Annotated in this window: 15 protein-coding genes; 5 read left to right on the forward strand and 10 right to left on the reverse strand. The window is 69.4% G+C overall.

Annotated elements, in window-relative coordinates; translation table 11 throughout:
• Positions 1 to 348: 348 nt before the first annotated feature.
• On the forward strand, positions 349 to 945 hold the full coding sequence (locus tag HRF36_RS09500; protein WP_173209202.1) for a sigma-70 family RNA polymerase sigma factor: 597 nt from the start codon (positions 349 to 351) through the stop codon (positions 943 to 945).
• On the forward strand, positions 942 to 1877 hold the full coding sequence (locus HRF36_RS09505; protein ID WP_173209204.1) for an anti-sigma factor: 936 nt from the start codon (positions 942 to 944) through the stop codon (positions 1875 to 1877). The genes HRF36_RS09500 and HRF36_RS09505 overlap by 4 nt, the downstream gene beginning before the upstream one ends.
• A 143-nt stretch (positions 1878 to 2020) precedes the next feature.
• Here the strand turns inward: HRF36_RS09505 and pstB are convergent, their stop codons facing one another.
• The 10 genes from pstB to HRF36_RS09555 all read right to left on the reverse strand — a co-directional run bounded on the left by pstB (position 2021) and on the right by HRF36_RS09555 (position 13021).
• Positions 2021 to 2800, reverse strand: coding sequence for a phosphate ABC transporter ATP-binding protein PstB (gene pstB / locus HRF36_RS09510; protein WP_173209206.1), 780 nt, complete (start codon positions 2798 to 2800; stop codon positions 2021 to 2023).
• Between the two features lie 64 nt (positions 2801 to 2864).
• On the reverse strand, positions 2865 to 3959 hold the full coding sequence (gene pstA / locus HRF36_RS09515) for a phosphate ABC transporter permease PstA (protein ID WP_173209208.1): 1095 nt from the start codon (positions 3957 to 3959) through the stop codon (positions 2865 to 2867).
• Positions 3959 to 4921: a phosphate ABC transporter permease subunit PstC gene (gene pstC, locus HRF36_RS09520; protein WP_173209210.1), complete on the reverse strand. Its 963-nt coding sequence runs from the start codon at positions 4919 to 4921 to the stop codon at positions 3959 to 3961. The genes pstA and pstC overlap by 1 nt, the downstream gene beginning before the upstream one ends.
• Positions 4922 to 5043: 122 nt before the next feature.
• Positions 5044 to 6144, reverse strand: a complete 1101-nt coding sequence (locus HRF36_RS09525; RefSeq protein ID WP_371740102.1) for a phosphate ABC transporter substrate-binding protein PstS — start codon at positions 6142 to 6144, stop codon at positions 5044 to 5046.
• Positions 6145 to 6370: 226 nt separating this feature from the next.
• On the reverse strand, positions 6371 to 7312 hold the full coding sequence (locus HRF36_RS09530) for an NUDIX hydrolase (protein ID WP_173209212.1): 942 nt from the start codon (positions 7310 to 7312) through the stop codon (positions 6371 to 6373).
• Positions 7309 to 9480 (reverse strand): RNA degradosome polyphosphate kinase, encoded by a 2172-nt coding sequence (locus HRF36_RS09535; protein ID WP_173209214.1) that lies wholly within the window; start codon positions 9478 to 9480, stop codon positions 7309 to 7311. Before HRF36_RS09535 ends, HRF36_RS09530 begins: the two co-directional genes overlap by 4 nt.
• Before the next feature lie 154 nt (positions 9481 to 9634).
• Complete coding sequence (locus tag HRF36_RS09540) at positions 9635 to 9853, reverse strand: hypothetical protein (RefSeq protein WP_123355311.1); 219 nt, start codon at positions 9851 to 9853, stop codon at positions 9635 to 9637.
• Positions 9854 to 9995: 142 nt separating this feature from the next.
• Positions 9996 to 11399: a hypothetical protein gene (locus HRF36_RS09545; RefSeq protein WP_173209216.1), complete on the reverse strand. Its 1404-nt coding sequence runs from the start codon at positions 11397 to 11399 to the stop codon at positions 9996 to 9998.
• Between the two features lie 97 nt (positions 11400 to 11496).
• The gene (gene mshD / locus HRF36_RS09550; protein ID WP_173209218.1) at positions 11497 to 12327 is read right to left on the reverse strand and encodes a mycothiol synthase; all 831 of its coding nucleotides are present in this window, start codon (positions 12325 to 12327) and stop codon (positions 11497 to 11499) included.
• A gap of 13 nt (positions 12328 to 12340) precedes the next feature.
• The gene (locus HRF36_RS09555) at positions 12341 to 13021 is read right to left on the reverse strand and encodes a winged helix-turn-helix domain-containing protein (RefSeq protein ID WP_043597237.1); all 681 of its coding nucleotides are present in this window, start codon (positions 13019 to 13021) and stop codon (positions 12341 to 12343) included.
• A gap of 113 nt (positions 13022 to 13134) precedes the next feature.
• On the opposite strand from HRF36_RS09555, the gene HRF36_RS09560 reads away from it, so the two are divergent.
• From HRF36_RS09560 to HRF36_RS09570, 3 genes are all read left to right on the forward strand, one after another.
• Entirely contained in the window at positions 13135 to 13425 is a 291-nt protein-coding gene (locus HRF36_RS09560; RefSeq protein WP_173209220.1) for a hypothetical protein, read from the forward strand.
• A gap of 178 nt (positions 13426 to 13603) precedes the next feature.
• A complete protein-coding gene (locus tag HRF36_RS09565; RefSeq protein WP_173209222.1) occupies positions 13604 to 14227 on the forward strand; it encodes an FABP family protein in 624 nt (207 codons plus the stop codon).
• On the forward strand, positions 14220 to 15449 hold the full coding sequence (locus HRF36_RS09570; protein WP_173209224.1) for a folate-binding protein YgfZ: 1230 nt from the start codon (positions 14220 to 14222) through the stop codon (positions 15447 to 15449). The genes HRF36_RS09565 and HRF36_RS09570 overlap by 8 nt, the downstream gene beginning before the upstream one ends.
• Positions 15450 to 15462: the final 13 nt, after the last annotated feature.

Consider the following 15462-nt stretch of genomic DNA (forward strand, 5'->3'; position numbering starts at 1 on the left):
GGTCTTGCACGCATGTCGAACTGCGAGCGGTCGGGTTCGGCCCAGAGCCCTGACCCGGCGTCACGACCACAAGCGAATGTTCGTCCAATCCACCGGGCCGCCGGTGCCGAACCATTGACGTGAGGGATCCACGATCCTCCGCCGACATCCGTCCTCCCTAGGTCTCGGGCGTCGGCGGGTCGGTCTCCCTGCGATGCACCGGGCCTGAACGCCATCCCAGACGGCCGCATCGCAGGGAGTCCCGTCCGCACCGCGAACACCGCACCACGAACACCGCACCACATCACGATCCGCTCCGGATCGTGAGCCACGAACCGACGAACAGTGCGACCGGAGGTGAACCCTGACATGCTCAAGCTCGTGACCCGAGAGACAGAGACACCCGATTCCGGGCCCACCCCGTCGACTCCCGACGCATTGTTGCCGCGAGTCGCACAGGGCGACCAGGTCGCCTTCGCCGAGTTGTACGACCAGACGGCGCCCCGAGTGCTCGGCCTGGTGAAGCGGCTCCTCAAGGACCATGCCCAGTCAGAGGAAGTGACCCAAGAGGTCTTCCTCGAGATCTGGCAGAACGCCACGCGCTTCGACTCCACCCGGGGCAGTGCGGCCAGCTGGATGCTCACGATGGCGCACCGCCGCGCCGTCGACCGTATCCGCGCCTCCCAGGCCGGTCGCGACCGCGACCTCAAGATCGGCGTGCGTGACCTCGAGACCGACTACGACTCGGTCACCGAGTCCGTCGAGATCCGCATCGAGCACGAGCGGGTCGAGCGGGCCCTCGGGCGCCTCACCGAACTGCAGCGTCAGGCGGTGAAGCTCGCCTACTACGGCGGCCTCAGCCACAGTGAGGTCGCGAAACTGTTGGACGTGCCGATCGGCACGGTCAAGACCAGACTGCGCGACGGAATGATCCGTCTGCGCGACGAGATGGGGGTGGCATCGTGACCGACCACGACGAGCCCACGCGCGGCCGCCATGCGGACGACGCGGGCAGCACGAACGTCGACACCGACAACCTGTCCGGTGCCTACGTGCTCGATGCACTGAGCGACGACGAACGACAGGCGTTCGAGGCCCTCCTCGACGACACATCAGACCAGCACGACGACACCAGGACGGAGGTGGGCGAATTGAGAGAGACCGCACTACTGCTCGCCCACGCGGCTCGGCCCGTCATGCCCTCGGCCGAGCTCCGCGCCAGCGTGCTCGACCTCATCGCGTCGACGCCGCAGCTCGCGCCGCTCACGGCGACGGCATCGACGGCAGACCACGACATCGCGACGACGACCGCAGGAGGCGCGGGTGACGACGACCACGAGCGTCGCGTCGAGCGCACCCCGGCCCCCGAGATGGAGCCGAGCGAGTCCGAGGGTGCCCGCGTGCTCCACGCGTCCGGTGCCGCGCACCGGCGCTGGTTCACGCGTCCGGTCGCCGTGCTCGGAGCGGCCGCCGCGGCCGCTGCGCTCTTCTTCGGCGGCGGAGCCCTCGTCGAGGGTCTCGGCCAGACGGGTCAGCAGCAACAGCAACAGGCCTCCGGCGTGGACGAGATCTACGCCGCGAGCGACTTCCAACGCTCGGTGGCCGATGTCAGCACCGGCGGCAAGGCGACGCTCATCTGGTCCGACGAGCTCGGTCGCTCGGCGGTCGTCGTCGACGGCATGACGTCGCTGCCCGGTGACCAGACCTACGAGTTCTGGTACATCAACGGCGACGGCGCCGTGCCCGCGGGCACCTTCGACGCCGCGTCGAGCGCCCCGGCAACGCACCTCCTCAAGGGTGAGATGGCCCCGGGCGACACGATCGGCATCACGGTCGAGCCCTCGGGTGGATCGTCGACGCCGACCAGCGACCCGGTCGTCGTCATCCCCAGCGCCTGACCCCACACCCTCGGTCGGGCCGTGACGGGCCGGCACCACACGTGCGAGAGGCGGTCCACCACCCGGTGGACCGCCTCTTCTCGTGTTCGCACCGCCGTCGTGCGGCGTGCGGCCCCCTCGCCCCGAGGAGGCGCGGTGCCCGATCAGCCGAAGCGACCCGACACGTAGTCTTCCGTCGCCTGCACGCTCGGGTTCGAGAACATCTTCGCGGTGTCGTCGTACTCGATCAGCTTGCCGGGCTTTCCCGTACCGGCGATGTTGAAGAACGCCGTCTTGTCGCTGACCCGGCTGGCCTGCTGCATGTTGTGGGTCACGATGACGATCGTGTACTGCTGCTTGAGCTCTTCGATCAGATCCTCGATGGCGAGGGTCGAGATGGGGTCGAGGGCCGAGCAGGGCTCGTCCATCAGCACGACGTCGGGTGAGACCGCGATGGCACGCGCGATGCACAGACGCTGCTGCTGGCCGCCCGAGAGGCCCGAACCGGGCTTGTCGAGGCGGTCCTTGACCTCGTTCCAGAGGTTGGCGCCCTGCAACGACGACTCGACTAGGCCGTCCTGATCGCTCTTCGACATGCGACGGTTGTTCAGCTTGACGCCCGCGAGCACGTTGTCGCGGATGCTCATCGTCGGGAACGGGTTGGGGCGCTGGAACACCATGCCGACCTGGCGGCGGACGAGCACCGGGTCGACGCCGGGGCTGTACAGGTCGTTGCCGTCGATCAGCACCTCGCCTTCGACGTAGGCGCCGGGGATGACCTCGTGCATGCGGTTGAGCGTTCGCAGGAAGGTCGACTTGCCACAGCCGGACGGGCCGATGAACGCGGTGACCGTGCGGGGCTCGATGATGATGTTGACGTCTTCGACGGCTTTGAACTTGCCGTAGTAGACGTTGAGGTCGTTGACCTCGATGCGCTTGGACACGGTGATTCCTTCGGGGTGGGAGCCGGGCGGGAGCCGGGACGGGGTGTGGGTCGGGGAGGCCGGGTCAGCGGCCGAGCTTGGGGGCGAACAGGCGGGCGATCAGACGGGCGAGCAGGTTGAGCGCCATCACCATGAGGATCAGGGTGAGCGCCGAGGTCCAGGCCCGGTCGATGAAGGCCGCCGCGTCGGTGCCCTGGCTGACGTACGAGCTGTAGGCGAAGACCGGGAGGGACTGCATGGCACCACCGAAGAGGTTGTAGTTCATGTTCGCCGTGAACCCTGCGGTGATCAAGAGGGGAGCCGTCTCGCCGATGACGCGGGCGATCGCGAGCATCACGCCGGTCGTGATGCCGGCCACCGACGTCGGGATGACCACCTTGAGGATCGTCAGCCACTTCGGCACACCGAGGGCGTAGGACGCCTCGCGCAGCTCGTTCGGCACCAGCTTGAGCATCTCCTCGGTGCTGCGCACGACCACCGGGATCATGAGCACGGCCAACGCGACCGAGCCCGCGGCACCCATGCGGACGCCGGCTCCGAAGAAGATCACGAACAGGGCGTAGGCGAAGAGGCCGGCGACGATCGAGGGGATGCCCGTCATGACGTCCACGAAGAACGTGATGGCTCGGGCGAGGCGTCCCTGGCCGTACTCGACCAGGTAGATCGCCGTGAGCAGGCCGATCGGTACCGAGATGACGGCGGCGAGTGCGGTGATGAGCAGAGTGCCCGTGACGGCGTGCAGCCCACCACCACCGGCGCCGACGATGTTTCGCATCGACATCGAGAAGAAGCCGCCGTCGAACCGGTTCGCCCCCGAGGTGGCGACCGTGATCAGCAGCGAGACCAGCGGCAGCAGCGCGATGATGAACGCGGCGCTCACGAGGGTGGTGACGACACGGTCCTTCGCGCGGCGGATGCCTTCGACCTGCATCGCGACGACGAAGACGAGCGCGGCGTAGAGCACCGTCCCCAGGACGATCGCCCCGACCCAGTTGAACGACTCGGTGACGCCGGCCGCGTTCAACAGGGCGAAGACGACGCCCATGACGATCCAGCTGCCGAGCAGGATGACCAGCGGTGCGGCCTTGGGCAGACGGCCCGTCGTGAGGGCGTTGACCGACTGGCTGGGCCGACGCACGCCGGCGGTGGTGGTGGCCATCAGTTCGCTCCCGAGAATGCCTTGCGGCGGTTGATGACGTAGCGGGCGATCGAGTTGACGATCAGCGTGATCACGAACAGCACGAGGCCGGTCGCGATCAGGGTGTTGATCCCGATGTCGTGTGCTTCGGGGAACCGCAGGGCGATGTTCGCCGCGATGGTCGACGAGTTCGTCGAGGTCAGGATCGCCGGGTTGATGACGAGTGCCGGCGAGAGGACGAGAGCCACGGCCATCGTTTCGCCGAGCGCACGACCGAGGCCGAGCATCGCCGCCGAGATGACGCCGGGGCGGCCGAACGGCAGCACGGCGATCTGGATCATCTCCCACCGGGTGGCGCCGAGGGCCAGCGCGGCCTCTTCGTGCAGCACGGGCGTCTGCAGGAAGACCTCACGGCTCAGGGCCGTGATGATCGGCAGGATCATCACCGCGAGCACGATCGACGCGGTCAGCAGCGTGCGCCCGGTGCCCGAGACGGGGCCGGCGAAGAGCGGGAACCAGCCGAAGGTGGTCACGAGCCAGTCGTAGAAGGGCTGGATGGCGGGGGCGAGCACGATGCTGCCCCAGAGGCCGAAGACGACCGAGGGCACCGCGGCGAGGAGGTCGATGACGTAGCCGAGACCCTGCGCGAGCTTGCGGGGCGCGTAGTGCGAGATGAAGAGCGCGATGCCGATGGCCACGGGCAGTGCCATCAACAGGGCGAGGGCGGCCGCGTAGACCGTGCCGAAGGCCAACGGGCCGACGTACTGGAAGAACGTCCCGGGGTAGCCCGAGAGCGAGACCTCACCCGGACCCGCGGTGAGCGCCGGGATGCTTTGCACGACGAGGAAGAGCGCGACGGCGGCCAGGATCGCGAGGATGAGACCACCCGCGACGACCGTGCTGCCCGAGAAGATGCGGTCGGCGGGGCGTCGCTTGGGCTTCGGGACGACGGCGGGGGCCGAGGTCGTGGCGGGGGCGGTCATCGGACGGGGTCCTCCGGAGGCTCGGGTGGGGATTCGGGGTGGAGCGGTGGTTCGTGGTGCCTGTCAGGCCGATGGCCCGGGAACGCACGCGGTGCGTTCCCGGGCCTCGGGGTGGTGCCGTGTTACTTGATGAGTGCGATGGCGTCGGTGACCTGGCCCGAGAGGGTGCTCGAGATCGGGGCCGAGCCGGCGGCGTCGGCCGCGACCTTCTGGCCGTCCTCGCTGGTGACGTACGAGAGGTACGACTTCACGAGCTCGCCCTTGGCTGCGTCCTCGTAAGACTCGCACGCGATGAGGTAGCTGACCAGGACGATCGGGTAGACGCCCGAGGCGGTCGAGGTGCGGTCGAGTGCGATGGCGATGTCACCGTCGGTACGACCCTCTTCTTCGGGCGACTCGTCGACGATGGCCGCGGCGGCCTCGGCCGAGTAGCCGACGAAGTCCTCGCCCACCTTGACCTTGACCGTACCGAGGTCACCGGCGCGCGAGGCGTCGGCGTAGCCGATGGTGCCGGTCCCGTTGGTGACGGCGTCGATCACGCCGGTGGTGCCCGAGGCACCCTCGCCGCCGAAGGCGGTGGGCCAGGTGCCGTCGGCCTCTTCCGTCCAGGTGTCACCGGCGGTGGCGTGGAGGTAGTCGGTGAAGTTCTCGGTGGTGCCCGAGTCGTCCGAGCGGTGGACGGCGGTGATGCCCGTGCTGGGCAGGTCGGCGTCGGGGTTGTCCGCCTTGATCTCGGAAGCGTCCCACGTCGTGATCTTGCCGCTGAAGATGCCGGCCAGGGTGGCGGGCGTGAGGTTCAGTTCTTTCACGCCGTCCAGGTTGAAGACGACCGCGATGGGCGAGACGTAGGCGGGCAGTTCGACGAGGCCGGTGTCGGGCGTGCAGCCGGCGAAGGTGCTCGACGAGATCTCGTCGGTCGTGAACGCACGGTCGGAGCCGGCGAAGTCCGCCGCGCCCGAGATGAAGCTCTCGCGGCCGCTGCCGGAGCCGGAGGGCTCGTAGCCGATGTTCGCGTCGGGGTTGGCGGTCTGGAAGGCCGCGACCCATGCCTCTTGGGCGGCCTGCTGCGACGAGGCGCCGACGCCGGCGATGGTGCCGGAGACGTCGCTTGCCGAGGCGCCGCCCGAAGACGTGGCGCCGCCTTCGTTGCTGGCGCAGGACGCGAGGAGCATGGTTCCGACCGCGGCGATCGCGACGATGCTGCCGGTGCGCTTGAAGTTCACAGAGGGGGTCCTTTTCGGGATGTGATGGCTGGGTGCTGTGGGCCAGGTGCCGACCCGTGCGAGACGCTACGGCGATCGGTTAACCACGGTTGCCTGCCCCGGTGAACGGAAGGTGAACGAGGGGGGAACATCGGCCGGGACACGCGCGTCCCGACAGCGGTCGCCCCCCGCCCATCACGGGTGGGGGGCAACGATCCTGCTGCCGGGTGAGCCGAGGAGGCGCGGGTCAGGCGGCCGGGCCGTGTGTCTCGATCGCGACGAGCGCCGTGTCGTCGACCGAGACGTGCAACACCGTGAACTCGGCCGTGCCGAGAGAGGAGGCACGGCGCAGGTCGATGCGGTCGCCCCCCTTGGTGCCCAACGAGATCTGTCGGATGACCTCGGGCAGCACGGGGCCGTGGCTGCAGATGACGGCGGCGACCTTCTTCTTCAGCCGCTTCTTGACGATTCCGGCGATGTCGTCCGTGCCCTGCTCGAAGGCGTCCTGGCTGATGGCGTCGGTCTGCCGGACGCCCACCCTGGTCAACTCGGACAGCGGCTCGAGCGTCGCCAGACAGCGGGCCGCCGTGCTGCTCACGATGCGGTTCGGTGCCCAGGCCGCGATGACGGGAGCGATCGACTTGGCCTGTCGTCGGCCCTGGGGGAGCAGGGGGCGCGTGGCGTCCGAGCCGTGCCAGTCCGACGGTGAGGTGGTCTTGGCGTGACGGAGGGCGACGATCGGGAAGGTGCGTGCCCGTCCCGTCGTGACGCGGTCGGCGAAACGCTGCAGCACGTCGGCGTCGCGGGCGTAGGTCAACATCGCCTTCGCCTTGTCGACGCCGACCCATTCGATGGCGGCGACCTCGTGGTTGGGCGCGAACGTGCCCGCCGCCGCGTAGGACTCATCGGTCACCTCGGCGGACCAGTAGTGCACGACCTTGTCGCGGCCGCCGGGCAGCAGGTACTCGGCCGTCCCGAGGGGGGCACCGAGCGTGACGCGGTACCCGGTCTCTTCGTGGATCTCGCGCACGGCCGTCTGCGGGGTCGCCTCGCCGGGGTCGACCTTGCCTTTCGGTAACGAGACGTCCCCGTGGTGGTCGCGATGGATCAGCAGCACCCGCACCTTGCCGTCGACCATGCGCCAGACGACGGCACCCGCGGCGACGACGGTCGTCGAGGTGATGGTCATCGCTTGGCTCGCTTCCGCTGGGTGATGGCCTTCATCTGCGAGTTCTGCAGGTCGGTCAGCGATCTGCCGTCGGCGTCGCGAGCGTGGCGGGTCCAGGTGCCGTCGGCCTCGAGCCACCACGAGGCGGTGTCGTCCGACATCGCCTGCTCGAACAGGTCGGCGACCTCGGCGAGGTGGTCGGCCTGCGTCAGTCGCACGAGGGCCTCGACGCGGCGGTCGAGGTTGCGGTGCATCATGTCGGCGCTGCCGATGAACAGTTGCGGGTCGCCGTCGTTGGCGAACCAGAACAGACGGCTGTGCTCGAGGTAGCGTCCGAGGATCGACCGCACGCGGATGTTGTCGCTCAGGCCCGGCTCGCCCGGCTTGATCGTGCAGATGCCCCGCACCCAGACGTCGACGGGGACCCCGGCCTGGCTCGCCTTGTAGAGGGCGTCGATGATCTGCTCGTCGACGATCGAGTTGATCTTGATGCGGATGCCGGCGGGCCTGCCCGCCTGGGCGTTCTCGATCTCGTTCTGGATCTGCTTGAGCAGGCCGCGGCGGAGGTAGCGAGGAGCGACCAGCAGACGCTTGAACTTCTTCTCGATGGCGTAACCCGAGAGCTCGTTGAAGAGCCGCGTCAGGTCTTTGCCGACTTGGTCGTCGGCGGTGAACAGCCCCATGTCTTCGTAGATGCGGCTGGTCTTGGGGTTGTAGTTGCCCGTGCCGATGTGCGTGTAGTGCTTGAGCGTGCCCTTCTCCTGGCGGATGACCAGGGCGAGCTTGCAGTGGGTCTTGAGCCCGACGAGGCCGTACACGACGTGCACGCCGGCCTTCTCGAGCTTGCGGGCCCAGGTGATGTTGTTCTGCTCGTCGAACCGTGCCTTGACCTCGACGAGTGCGAGCACCTGCTTGCCCGCCTCGGCGGCGTCGATGAGCGCCTCGATGATCGGGCTGTCGCCGCTCGTGCGGTAGAGGGTCTGCTTGATGGCCAGCACGTTGGGGTCGGCTGCGGCCTGTTCGAGGAACGCCTGCACGCTGGTGGCGAACGACTCGTAGGGGTGGTGCACGAGGATGTCCTGCCGCGCGATGCTGGCGAACATGTCGGGCTTCATGTTGGGCTCGGTCGGCTGCAGCTGCACGGCCGTCGTCGGCAGGTGCTTGGGGTACTTGAGGTCGGCCCGAGCCATCTTGGTGATCTCGAAGAGGCCGGCGAGGTCGAGCGGTGCCGGCAGCTTGTAGACCTCTTGGTCGGTCACGTCGAGTTCGCGCACGAGCAGCTCGAGGGTGACCGGGTCCATGTCGTCGGTGATCTCGAGGCGGATGGGCGGCCCGAAGCGTCGACGCAGCAGCTCGCGTTCGAGGGCCTGGATGAGGTTCTCGGACTCGTCCTCGTCGACTTCGACGTCTTCGTTCCGGGTGACACGGAACACGTGGTGCTCGACGACCTCCATGCCGGGGAAGAGGTCTTGCAGGTGGTTGGCGATGAGGTCCTCGAGCGGGATGAACCGCACGCGACCGCTGTCGTTGTCGGGCAGCTGCACGAAGCGCGGCAGCATCTGCGGCACCTTGAGCCGCGCGAACTCCTGGCGCATCGTCTTGGGATTGCGCACGCGGATGGACAGGTTCAGCGACAGCCCCGAGATGTACGGGAAGGGGTGGGCCGGGTCGACCGCCAGCGGCATGAGGACCGGGAAGATCTGTTCGGCGAAGATCTCGCGCATGCGGACCCGGTCGGCCTCTTCGAGGTCGGACCAGTTCTCGATGTGGATGCCCGCGTCGTCGAGGTCGGGCCTGACCAGGTCGAGGAACGCCCGCGCGTGTCGCTCTTGGAGCTCGTGGGCCATCTTGCTGATGTCGGCCAACACCTCGTTCGGCCCGCGCCCCACGTTGGTCGGCACGGCCAGGCCGGTGGCGATCCGGCGCTTGAGGCCCGCGACGCGCACCATGAAGAACTCGTCGAGGTTGCTGGCGAAGATCGCCAGGAAGTTCGCGCGTTCGAGCAACGGGGTGGTGGGGTCTTCGGCGAGTTCGAGCACGCGCTGGTTGAAGGCGAGCCAGCTCAGTTCTCGGTCGAGGTACCGCTCGGCGGGCAGGGTGCCGTCCTCGAAGCTGACGATCTCGTCGAAGTCGTCGAGGAAGTCGGGGGTGACGCCGGCACCGTCGACGCGGGGTTCGCTGCTGTCCATCGCACCATCGTGCCACCCCCGACGTCCTCGCAGCGTCGTCGCGGGTAAACGCGAGATGACGTGTGGATCCACCGAGGTCGGGGGAGGAGCGCTCCCACGGACGACGACGCCCCCGCCGGGTCGGCGGGGGCGTCGTCGTACGCGGGTGTCGCGCCTACTTCTCTTCGTTCTTCAAGGCGAGGCCCAGGGCGAAGAACGTCGGGGCCCAGTGGCCGATGAAGATGCCCCAGCGGTCGGACTGGGCCTTGTCGGACGAGTCCTTGCCCTGTGAGGCGAGCCAGGCCACGAGGGCGATGACGATCGAGGCGAAACCGCCCCAGTAGGCGTGCTTGCTCTGGAGGCCGAGATCGGAAAGGAACTTGACGGGGTTCATGATGTTCTCCTGACGATGGTGTGCGTGCCGTACGCGGTGCCTCAATCCACTCCCTGGTGCTGTGAGCCCGGTGGCAGGCGGACGGGTCCTGCAGGAGTAAGCCCTGACAGGCCATTCCTGTACCCCGGCTGTACCCCTCGCGTCACGTGAGGGGTGTGGCGACGCTGGACGTGAAGGTGGCGCCGTCACCGGTCACGTCGCTGATCAGGCCCCCCACCCGTACGGGCACCGGCGCGAGGGAACCGTAGGTGCCGCGGTTGCCGGCCGCGTCGACTCCCTCGGCGGTGAACGAGGCCGAGCCGGGAGTCGTCGTGCTGACCGTCCAACCGCCGTCCTGCCAGTCGCCGACGGTGAACTGAGGCGCGGACTCGAGGGTCCACTTCTGCCCGGTCAACGTGTACCGGCCCGACTCCGTGTCGTACAGCCCGAAGCTGCAGCCCACGGGACGCAGATCGGTCGAGGCGACGCAGCCCGCGACCCAGGCGTCGACGGCCGCGTTCGCCGCCGTGACGCCCGACGGTGTGAGCGTGGTGGTGACCAGGGTCGGTGGGGCGGCCGTCTCGACGCCTTCGACGACCGCCGTGGCGGACGTGGCCGTGTACGAGTCGTTCTCGGTGGCGAGGGCCACCTCGTAGCTGCCGGGGAAGGCCTTGAGCTCCACCGAGCCGTCGGATCCCCGCGTCACGGGCGTGCCGTCGACGGCGACCTCGGCCGATGCCGGGCCGGCGACCTGCACCGCGACGGTGCCGAGGTCGACGGGCTGCAGCGCCCATCGGTCGAAGAACAACAGGTCTCGGCCGTCCCGCACGAGGGTGAACTTCTGCGCGTGGGTCGAGCCGTCGGACCGGTGCACGACGGCTTCGACCTGCGCGTCGTCGTCGTCGGTCGCGACGGAACCGACCCGGAAGCCGTCGACCCGGTCGTCGGCCGCGGCGTAGGCCTCGTCGGTCAACAACACGTCGCCGTCGCTCGCCTCGGTGCCGTCGAGGGCCATCGCACGTTCCACCTCGCCGGCTCGGACGGCGCCGAGGTAGTCCTGGACGGTCGCCTCGGGCCGGTGGGAAGCGCTCATCGTGGCGAAGGTCACAGCGCCCGCCACGACCAGCACGAGCAGCAGGGCCGATCCGCCGATGACACCGACCAGCAGCCGTCGCCGTCGCGCGGCCTGCTCGGGCGTCCTCGGTGCCGGGGGTGTCGGAGCCTGGGCGTAGGCGAACTGTTCGGTCGGCCCTCCGTAGGTCGGCTGCCCGTGGGCTGCCTGCCCGTACCCGGCGTGACCGTAGGCCTCCTGCCCGTGTCCGGCCGGCGGCTGACCGTAGGCGCCCTGCCCCTGTTCGGCCGGCGGCTGACCGTAGGTGCCCGCGGACTGCTCGGCGTACCCCGCGGGGTGGTGCCCGTACGGCAGCCCGGGGTAGGGGAATGCCCCAGGGGCCACCGGCGGCTCGTACTGCTGCCCGTCGTGCCGCTGCCCCTCGTGCCGCTGCCCCTCGTCCCCTGGCCCGTCGTGCCCCTGGTCGTCGCCGTCCGGTCTGGTCTGATCGGTCATGTCGCCCCCTCGATCGCTGTCATCCTATCGGCAGGATATCAGTGGACCGGATCAGCGAGCGCCCCCCGATCGAGAAAGGATCGTGGGTGGGTGGGACTCAGCGCGAGAGCGTGTACTGCACGTCGACCGCGTGGTCCGTGAACCCCCGGGCGGCGTAGAGCCGCAGGGCGGCCGTGTTGTCGCCTTCGACGTAGAGCGCCGCGGTGCGGGCCCCCCGCTCGGCGAGGCGGGCGAACCCGGCGTCGACCACCGCGCCTCCGAGGCCCTCGCCCTGGTGGTCGGGCGAGACGCCGACCGCATAGAACTCGCCGGGCTGGCCCTCGTCGAGCTTCAACCAGCAGAACGCCAGCAGTTCGTCGTCGCGCCAGAGCAGGACGAAGTCGTCGGCGTCGAACCACGGCTCGGCCCGCCGGGCGTCGAGGTCGGACTGGGCGAGGGAGCCCTGCTCGGGGTGGTCGGCGAACGCCCGGGAGTTGAGATCGAGCCAGGCCCGGTCGTCGACTCCCGGTCGGAAGGAGGCGACCCGGTCGCCGTCACGGAGGCGGGGCGCGCGGGGCTCGGTTGCCACGGGCGCGCGCTGTTGCAGCAGGCGCCGCGTCTCGACGAGGCCGAAGCGCGCGGCGAGCACACGAGAGCCCGGGTGGTCGCCGTGGGCCCAGAGCAGCAGCGGCCCCCGGGTCTCGTCGACGAGACGTTGCACCAGCTCGGCACCGCGACCCTGGCGGCGGTCGTCGGGGTGCACGACCAGTTCGGCCTCACCGTCGCGCAGCACCGCCGCGGCGTGCGGGTCGCCGACGACGGTCGCCACGCCCGACCGGACGTCGACCAGGGACTGGTCGGAGAACGGCGGGCTGCCGTCCGCCTCGGTCGCCGCGCGCGCGAGCACCGGAACGAAGGAGGCGCCGGTCGAGTCGGTCGAGCCCGTCACCGCGGCACCGTGCTCACGAGACCACGGCCTGGGCGTCGTCGTCGTACACGTTGAAGCGGTAACCCACGTTGCGCACCGTGCCGATCAACGACTCGAGGTCGCCGAGCTTGGCCCGGAGGCGCCTGACGTGCACGTCGACCGTGCGGGTCCCGCCGAAGTAGTCGTAGCCCCAGACCTCGCTGAGCAGCTGCTCGCGGGTGAAGACGCGGGACGGGTGCGTGGCGAAGAAGCGGAGCAACTCGAACTCTTTGAAGGTGAGGTCGAGGGGACGGCCGTGCACCTTGGCCGAGTAGCTGGCCTCGTCGATGACGACACCCGAGGCGTGGATCTTCGAGCCGTTCTGCGACTGGGCGAGACGCCCGGTCACCAGGCGGATGCGGGCGTCGATCTCGGCGGGACCGGCGGTCTCGAGGATGACGTCGTCCACGCCCCACTCGCTGTTGACGGCGGTCAGTCCGCCCTCGGTGAGCACGAGGACGAGGGGCACCGTGACGCCGGTGGTGCGCAGGATCTTGCAGAGCGACTTGGCGCTGGCGAGGTCGGCGCGGGCGTCGACGAAGATCAGGTCGCTCGACGGAGCGTTCACCAGTTGCGCTGGTTCGGCCGGGATCTGCCGGGTACGGTGGCTGAGCAGAGCGAGCGACGGCAGGACGTCGGGGCCGCCCGCGGAGGTCAGTACCAAGAGCTGCGCCACACGACCTCCAGTGAATGTACTGTCGAGCAGTCTAAAACATGAGACCCCGCCACTCCGACCATCCGATGCTAGGGCAGGTCGGTAGAACGGCGGACACGAACGAGGGACGAACGGTGCAGACAGGCGAACGAGACGTCGACGCGACGACGGCACGGCTCAAGCCGATCACCGTCGTCCCCGTCTGGGTGGCCACGCTCGTGGTCGCGGTGCTGATCGGTCTGCGCTCGCCCGCCTCCGAGTACTGGGACCACGTCGTCCTGGCGCTCGGCGGAGCGATCGTGCTGACCTTCGTGTTGCAGCTGGCCACCAGCCAGAAGGACGGCCTCGTCTCACGCACCATGCTGAGCACCTGCGGCAGCCTGGTCATCCTCGCCGTGGTGACGGGCGTCGTCGCGCTCGTCTGAACGGTCGCCCAGAGGTGCTGGGCACGCCGGTGGTCGCCGGGTAGGCTCGACACCATGGATTCCCTGCTCGCACTCGAGGTGTTCTACATCGGGCTCCTCGGCCTCGCCACCCTCGCCATCGGCTTCGTCTCGGTCGTCGTCCTGCTCAAGTTGTTCAAGGGTCAGCGCTGACCGCTCCATGATCGACATCCCCACCGACCTGCCGTCCGAGCTCGTCCCCCTCTCGTGGCTGATCGGCGTCTGGCAGGGCACCGGCGTCGTCGACTACAAGATCGGCGAGGGCGATCCCGACGCCGAACCCGGCGTCGAGCGGCGCACCCACGAGTTCGGGCAGCGCATCAGCTTCAGCCACGACGGTCTGCCCTTCTTGAACTACAGCTCGTTCACGTGGCTGCTCGACGACGAGCACACGCCCTTGACGAGCGAGACCGGCTACTGGCGCCTCGATCGACCGGCCGAGCCGGGCGACCGCGGTCCGGGCATGCTTCCGGGCGTCGGCGTCCAGCCCTTCACCTCGGCCCGTGCGGTCGAGATCTTGCGCACTCCCGACGACGGCTTCGGCCTCGAGGTGCAGATCGCCCACCCGACCGGCGTCAACGAGCTCTATCTGGGTCGGGTCAAGGGTCCGCGCATCGACCTCGCCACCGACGCCGTCGTCCGGTCCAGCAACGCGAAAGAGTATTCGGCGGCCACCCGCATGTACGGCCTCGTCGAGGGCAAGTTGTTCTGGGCGTGGGACATCGCCGCGCTCGGCCAAGAGCTGCGCTCGCACGCGTCGGGACAGCTGGCACGCGTTGACTGACGCCGGCGATCCGCCCCTCGAGACCACGAGCCCCGTCGTCTCGCCGCTCTCGTCGCGCGATGGCTTCGTCGACGACGGTTCAGGAGTCGCCGCCCACTACGGCAATCCACTCGGCGAGCAGCGCCTCCTCGCCCGGGGGGCGGCGATCGTCGACCTCTCCGACCGCGGGGTGCTGACCGTCACGGGGCCCGACCGGCTGAGCTGGCTGAACTCGTTGACGAGCCAGGCGCTCGGCGGGCTCGCGCCGGGTGTCTCGACCGAGACCCTGCTGCTCGACGCCAACGGCCGTCTCGAGCACGCCGCCCGCGTCCTCGACGACGGCGAGACGACCTGGCTGCTGGTCGACCGCCACGAGGTCGAACCGCTCGGCACCTGGCTCGACCGGATGCGCTTCATGCTCCGCGTCGAGGTCGCCGATCGCACGAGCGAGGTGGCGACGATCGGTTCGATGCACGACCTGCTCGGCGGTGCCGAGGACGTCGCCGCGACCGTCCCGGTCCTGACCTCGAACGAGACCGCACTGGTCTGGGTCGACCCCTGGCACGAGGTGACCGCGGGCGGCTACAGCTACGCCGACTCCGATGGTCATCCGGGCCACGACTGGACGTACCGCGAGAGTCTCGTCCGGCGCTCCGACCTCGACGCGCTCGCGGCCCTGCCGACCGATCGGCTCGCCGTGGCAGGCACCCTCGCCCTCGAGGCCCTGCGCATCGAGGCCTGGCGTCCCCGCCTCTCGACCGAGGTCGACGACCGCACCATCCCGCACGAGCTCGACTGGATGCGCAGCGCGGTGCACCTCACCAAGGGCTGCTACCGCGGTCAAGAGACGGTCGCCAAGGTCCACAACATCGGTCACCCCCCTCGCCGGCTGGTCATGCTGCACCTCGACGGCAGCGAGGGCGTGCTGCCCGAGCGTGGTGCCGAGGTCGTCCTGGCCCCCGCCCCCACCGACTCCGACTCCGACACGGCAGGAGGCGCGGTGCCCGACTCCGGCGCCACCGCGCCCAAGTCGGTCGGTCACGTCACGAGCGTGGCCCTTCATCACGAGCTCGGCCCGGTCGCCCTCGCGGTGGTCAAGCGCAGCACCGACGAGGCCGCTCCGCTCGCGGTCCTCGCCGACGGCCTGACGATCGCCGCCGCTCAAGAGATCGTCGTGCCCGCCTCGGCCGGTGCCGCCGCGGGCGTTCCCCGGCTGCCGCGCCTCGGCGCCGTCCGCCGCTGACGGCCCGGTGAGG

The sequence above is a fragment of the Frigoribacterium sp. VKM Ac-2836 genome, assembly GCF_013248995.1.
Classification (GTDB): Bacteria; Actinomycetota; Actinomycetes; order Actinomycetales; family Microbacteriaceae; genus Frigoribacterium.

What these genes read in the sequence shown, in the direction of transcription:
- HRF36_RS09535 (WP_173209214.1), bottom strand. Translation starts at nt 9,480, where the DNA reads ATGGACAGCAGCGAACCCCGCGTCGACGGTGCCGGCGTCACCCCCGAC.
- HRF36_RS09565 (WP_173209222.1), top strand. Translation starts at nt 13,604, where the DNA reads ATGATCGACATCCCCACCGACCTGCCGTCCGAGCTCGTCCCCCTCTCG.
- pstC (WP_173209210.1), bottom strand. Translation starts at nt 4,921, where the DNA reads ATGACCGCCCCCGCCACGACCTCGGCCCCCGCCGTCGTCCCGAAGCCC.
- HRF36_RS09545 (WP_173209216.1), bottom strand. Translation starts at nt 11,399, where the DNA reads ATGACCGATCAGACCAGACCGGACGGCGACGACCAGGGGCACGACGGG.
- HRF36_RS09500 (WP_173209202.1), top strand. Translation starts at nt 349, where the DNA reads ATGCTCAAGCTCGTGACCCGAGAGACAGAGACACCCGATTCCGGGCCC.
- HRF36_RS09530 (WP_173209212.1), bottom strand. Translation starts at nt 7,312, where the DNA reads ATGACCATCACCTCGACGACCGTCGTCGCCGCGGGTGCCGTCGTCTGG.
- HRF36_RS09540 (WP_123355311.1), bottom strand. Translation starts at nt 9,853, where the DNA reads ATGAACCCCGTCAAGTTCCTTTCCGATCTCGGCCTCCAGAGCAAGCAC.
- pstA (WP_173209208.1), bottom strand. Translation starts at nt 3,959, where the DNA reads ATGGCCACCACCACCGCCGGCGTGCGTCGGCCCAGCCAGTCGGTCAAC.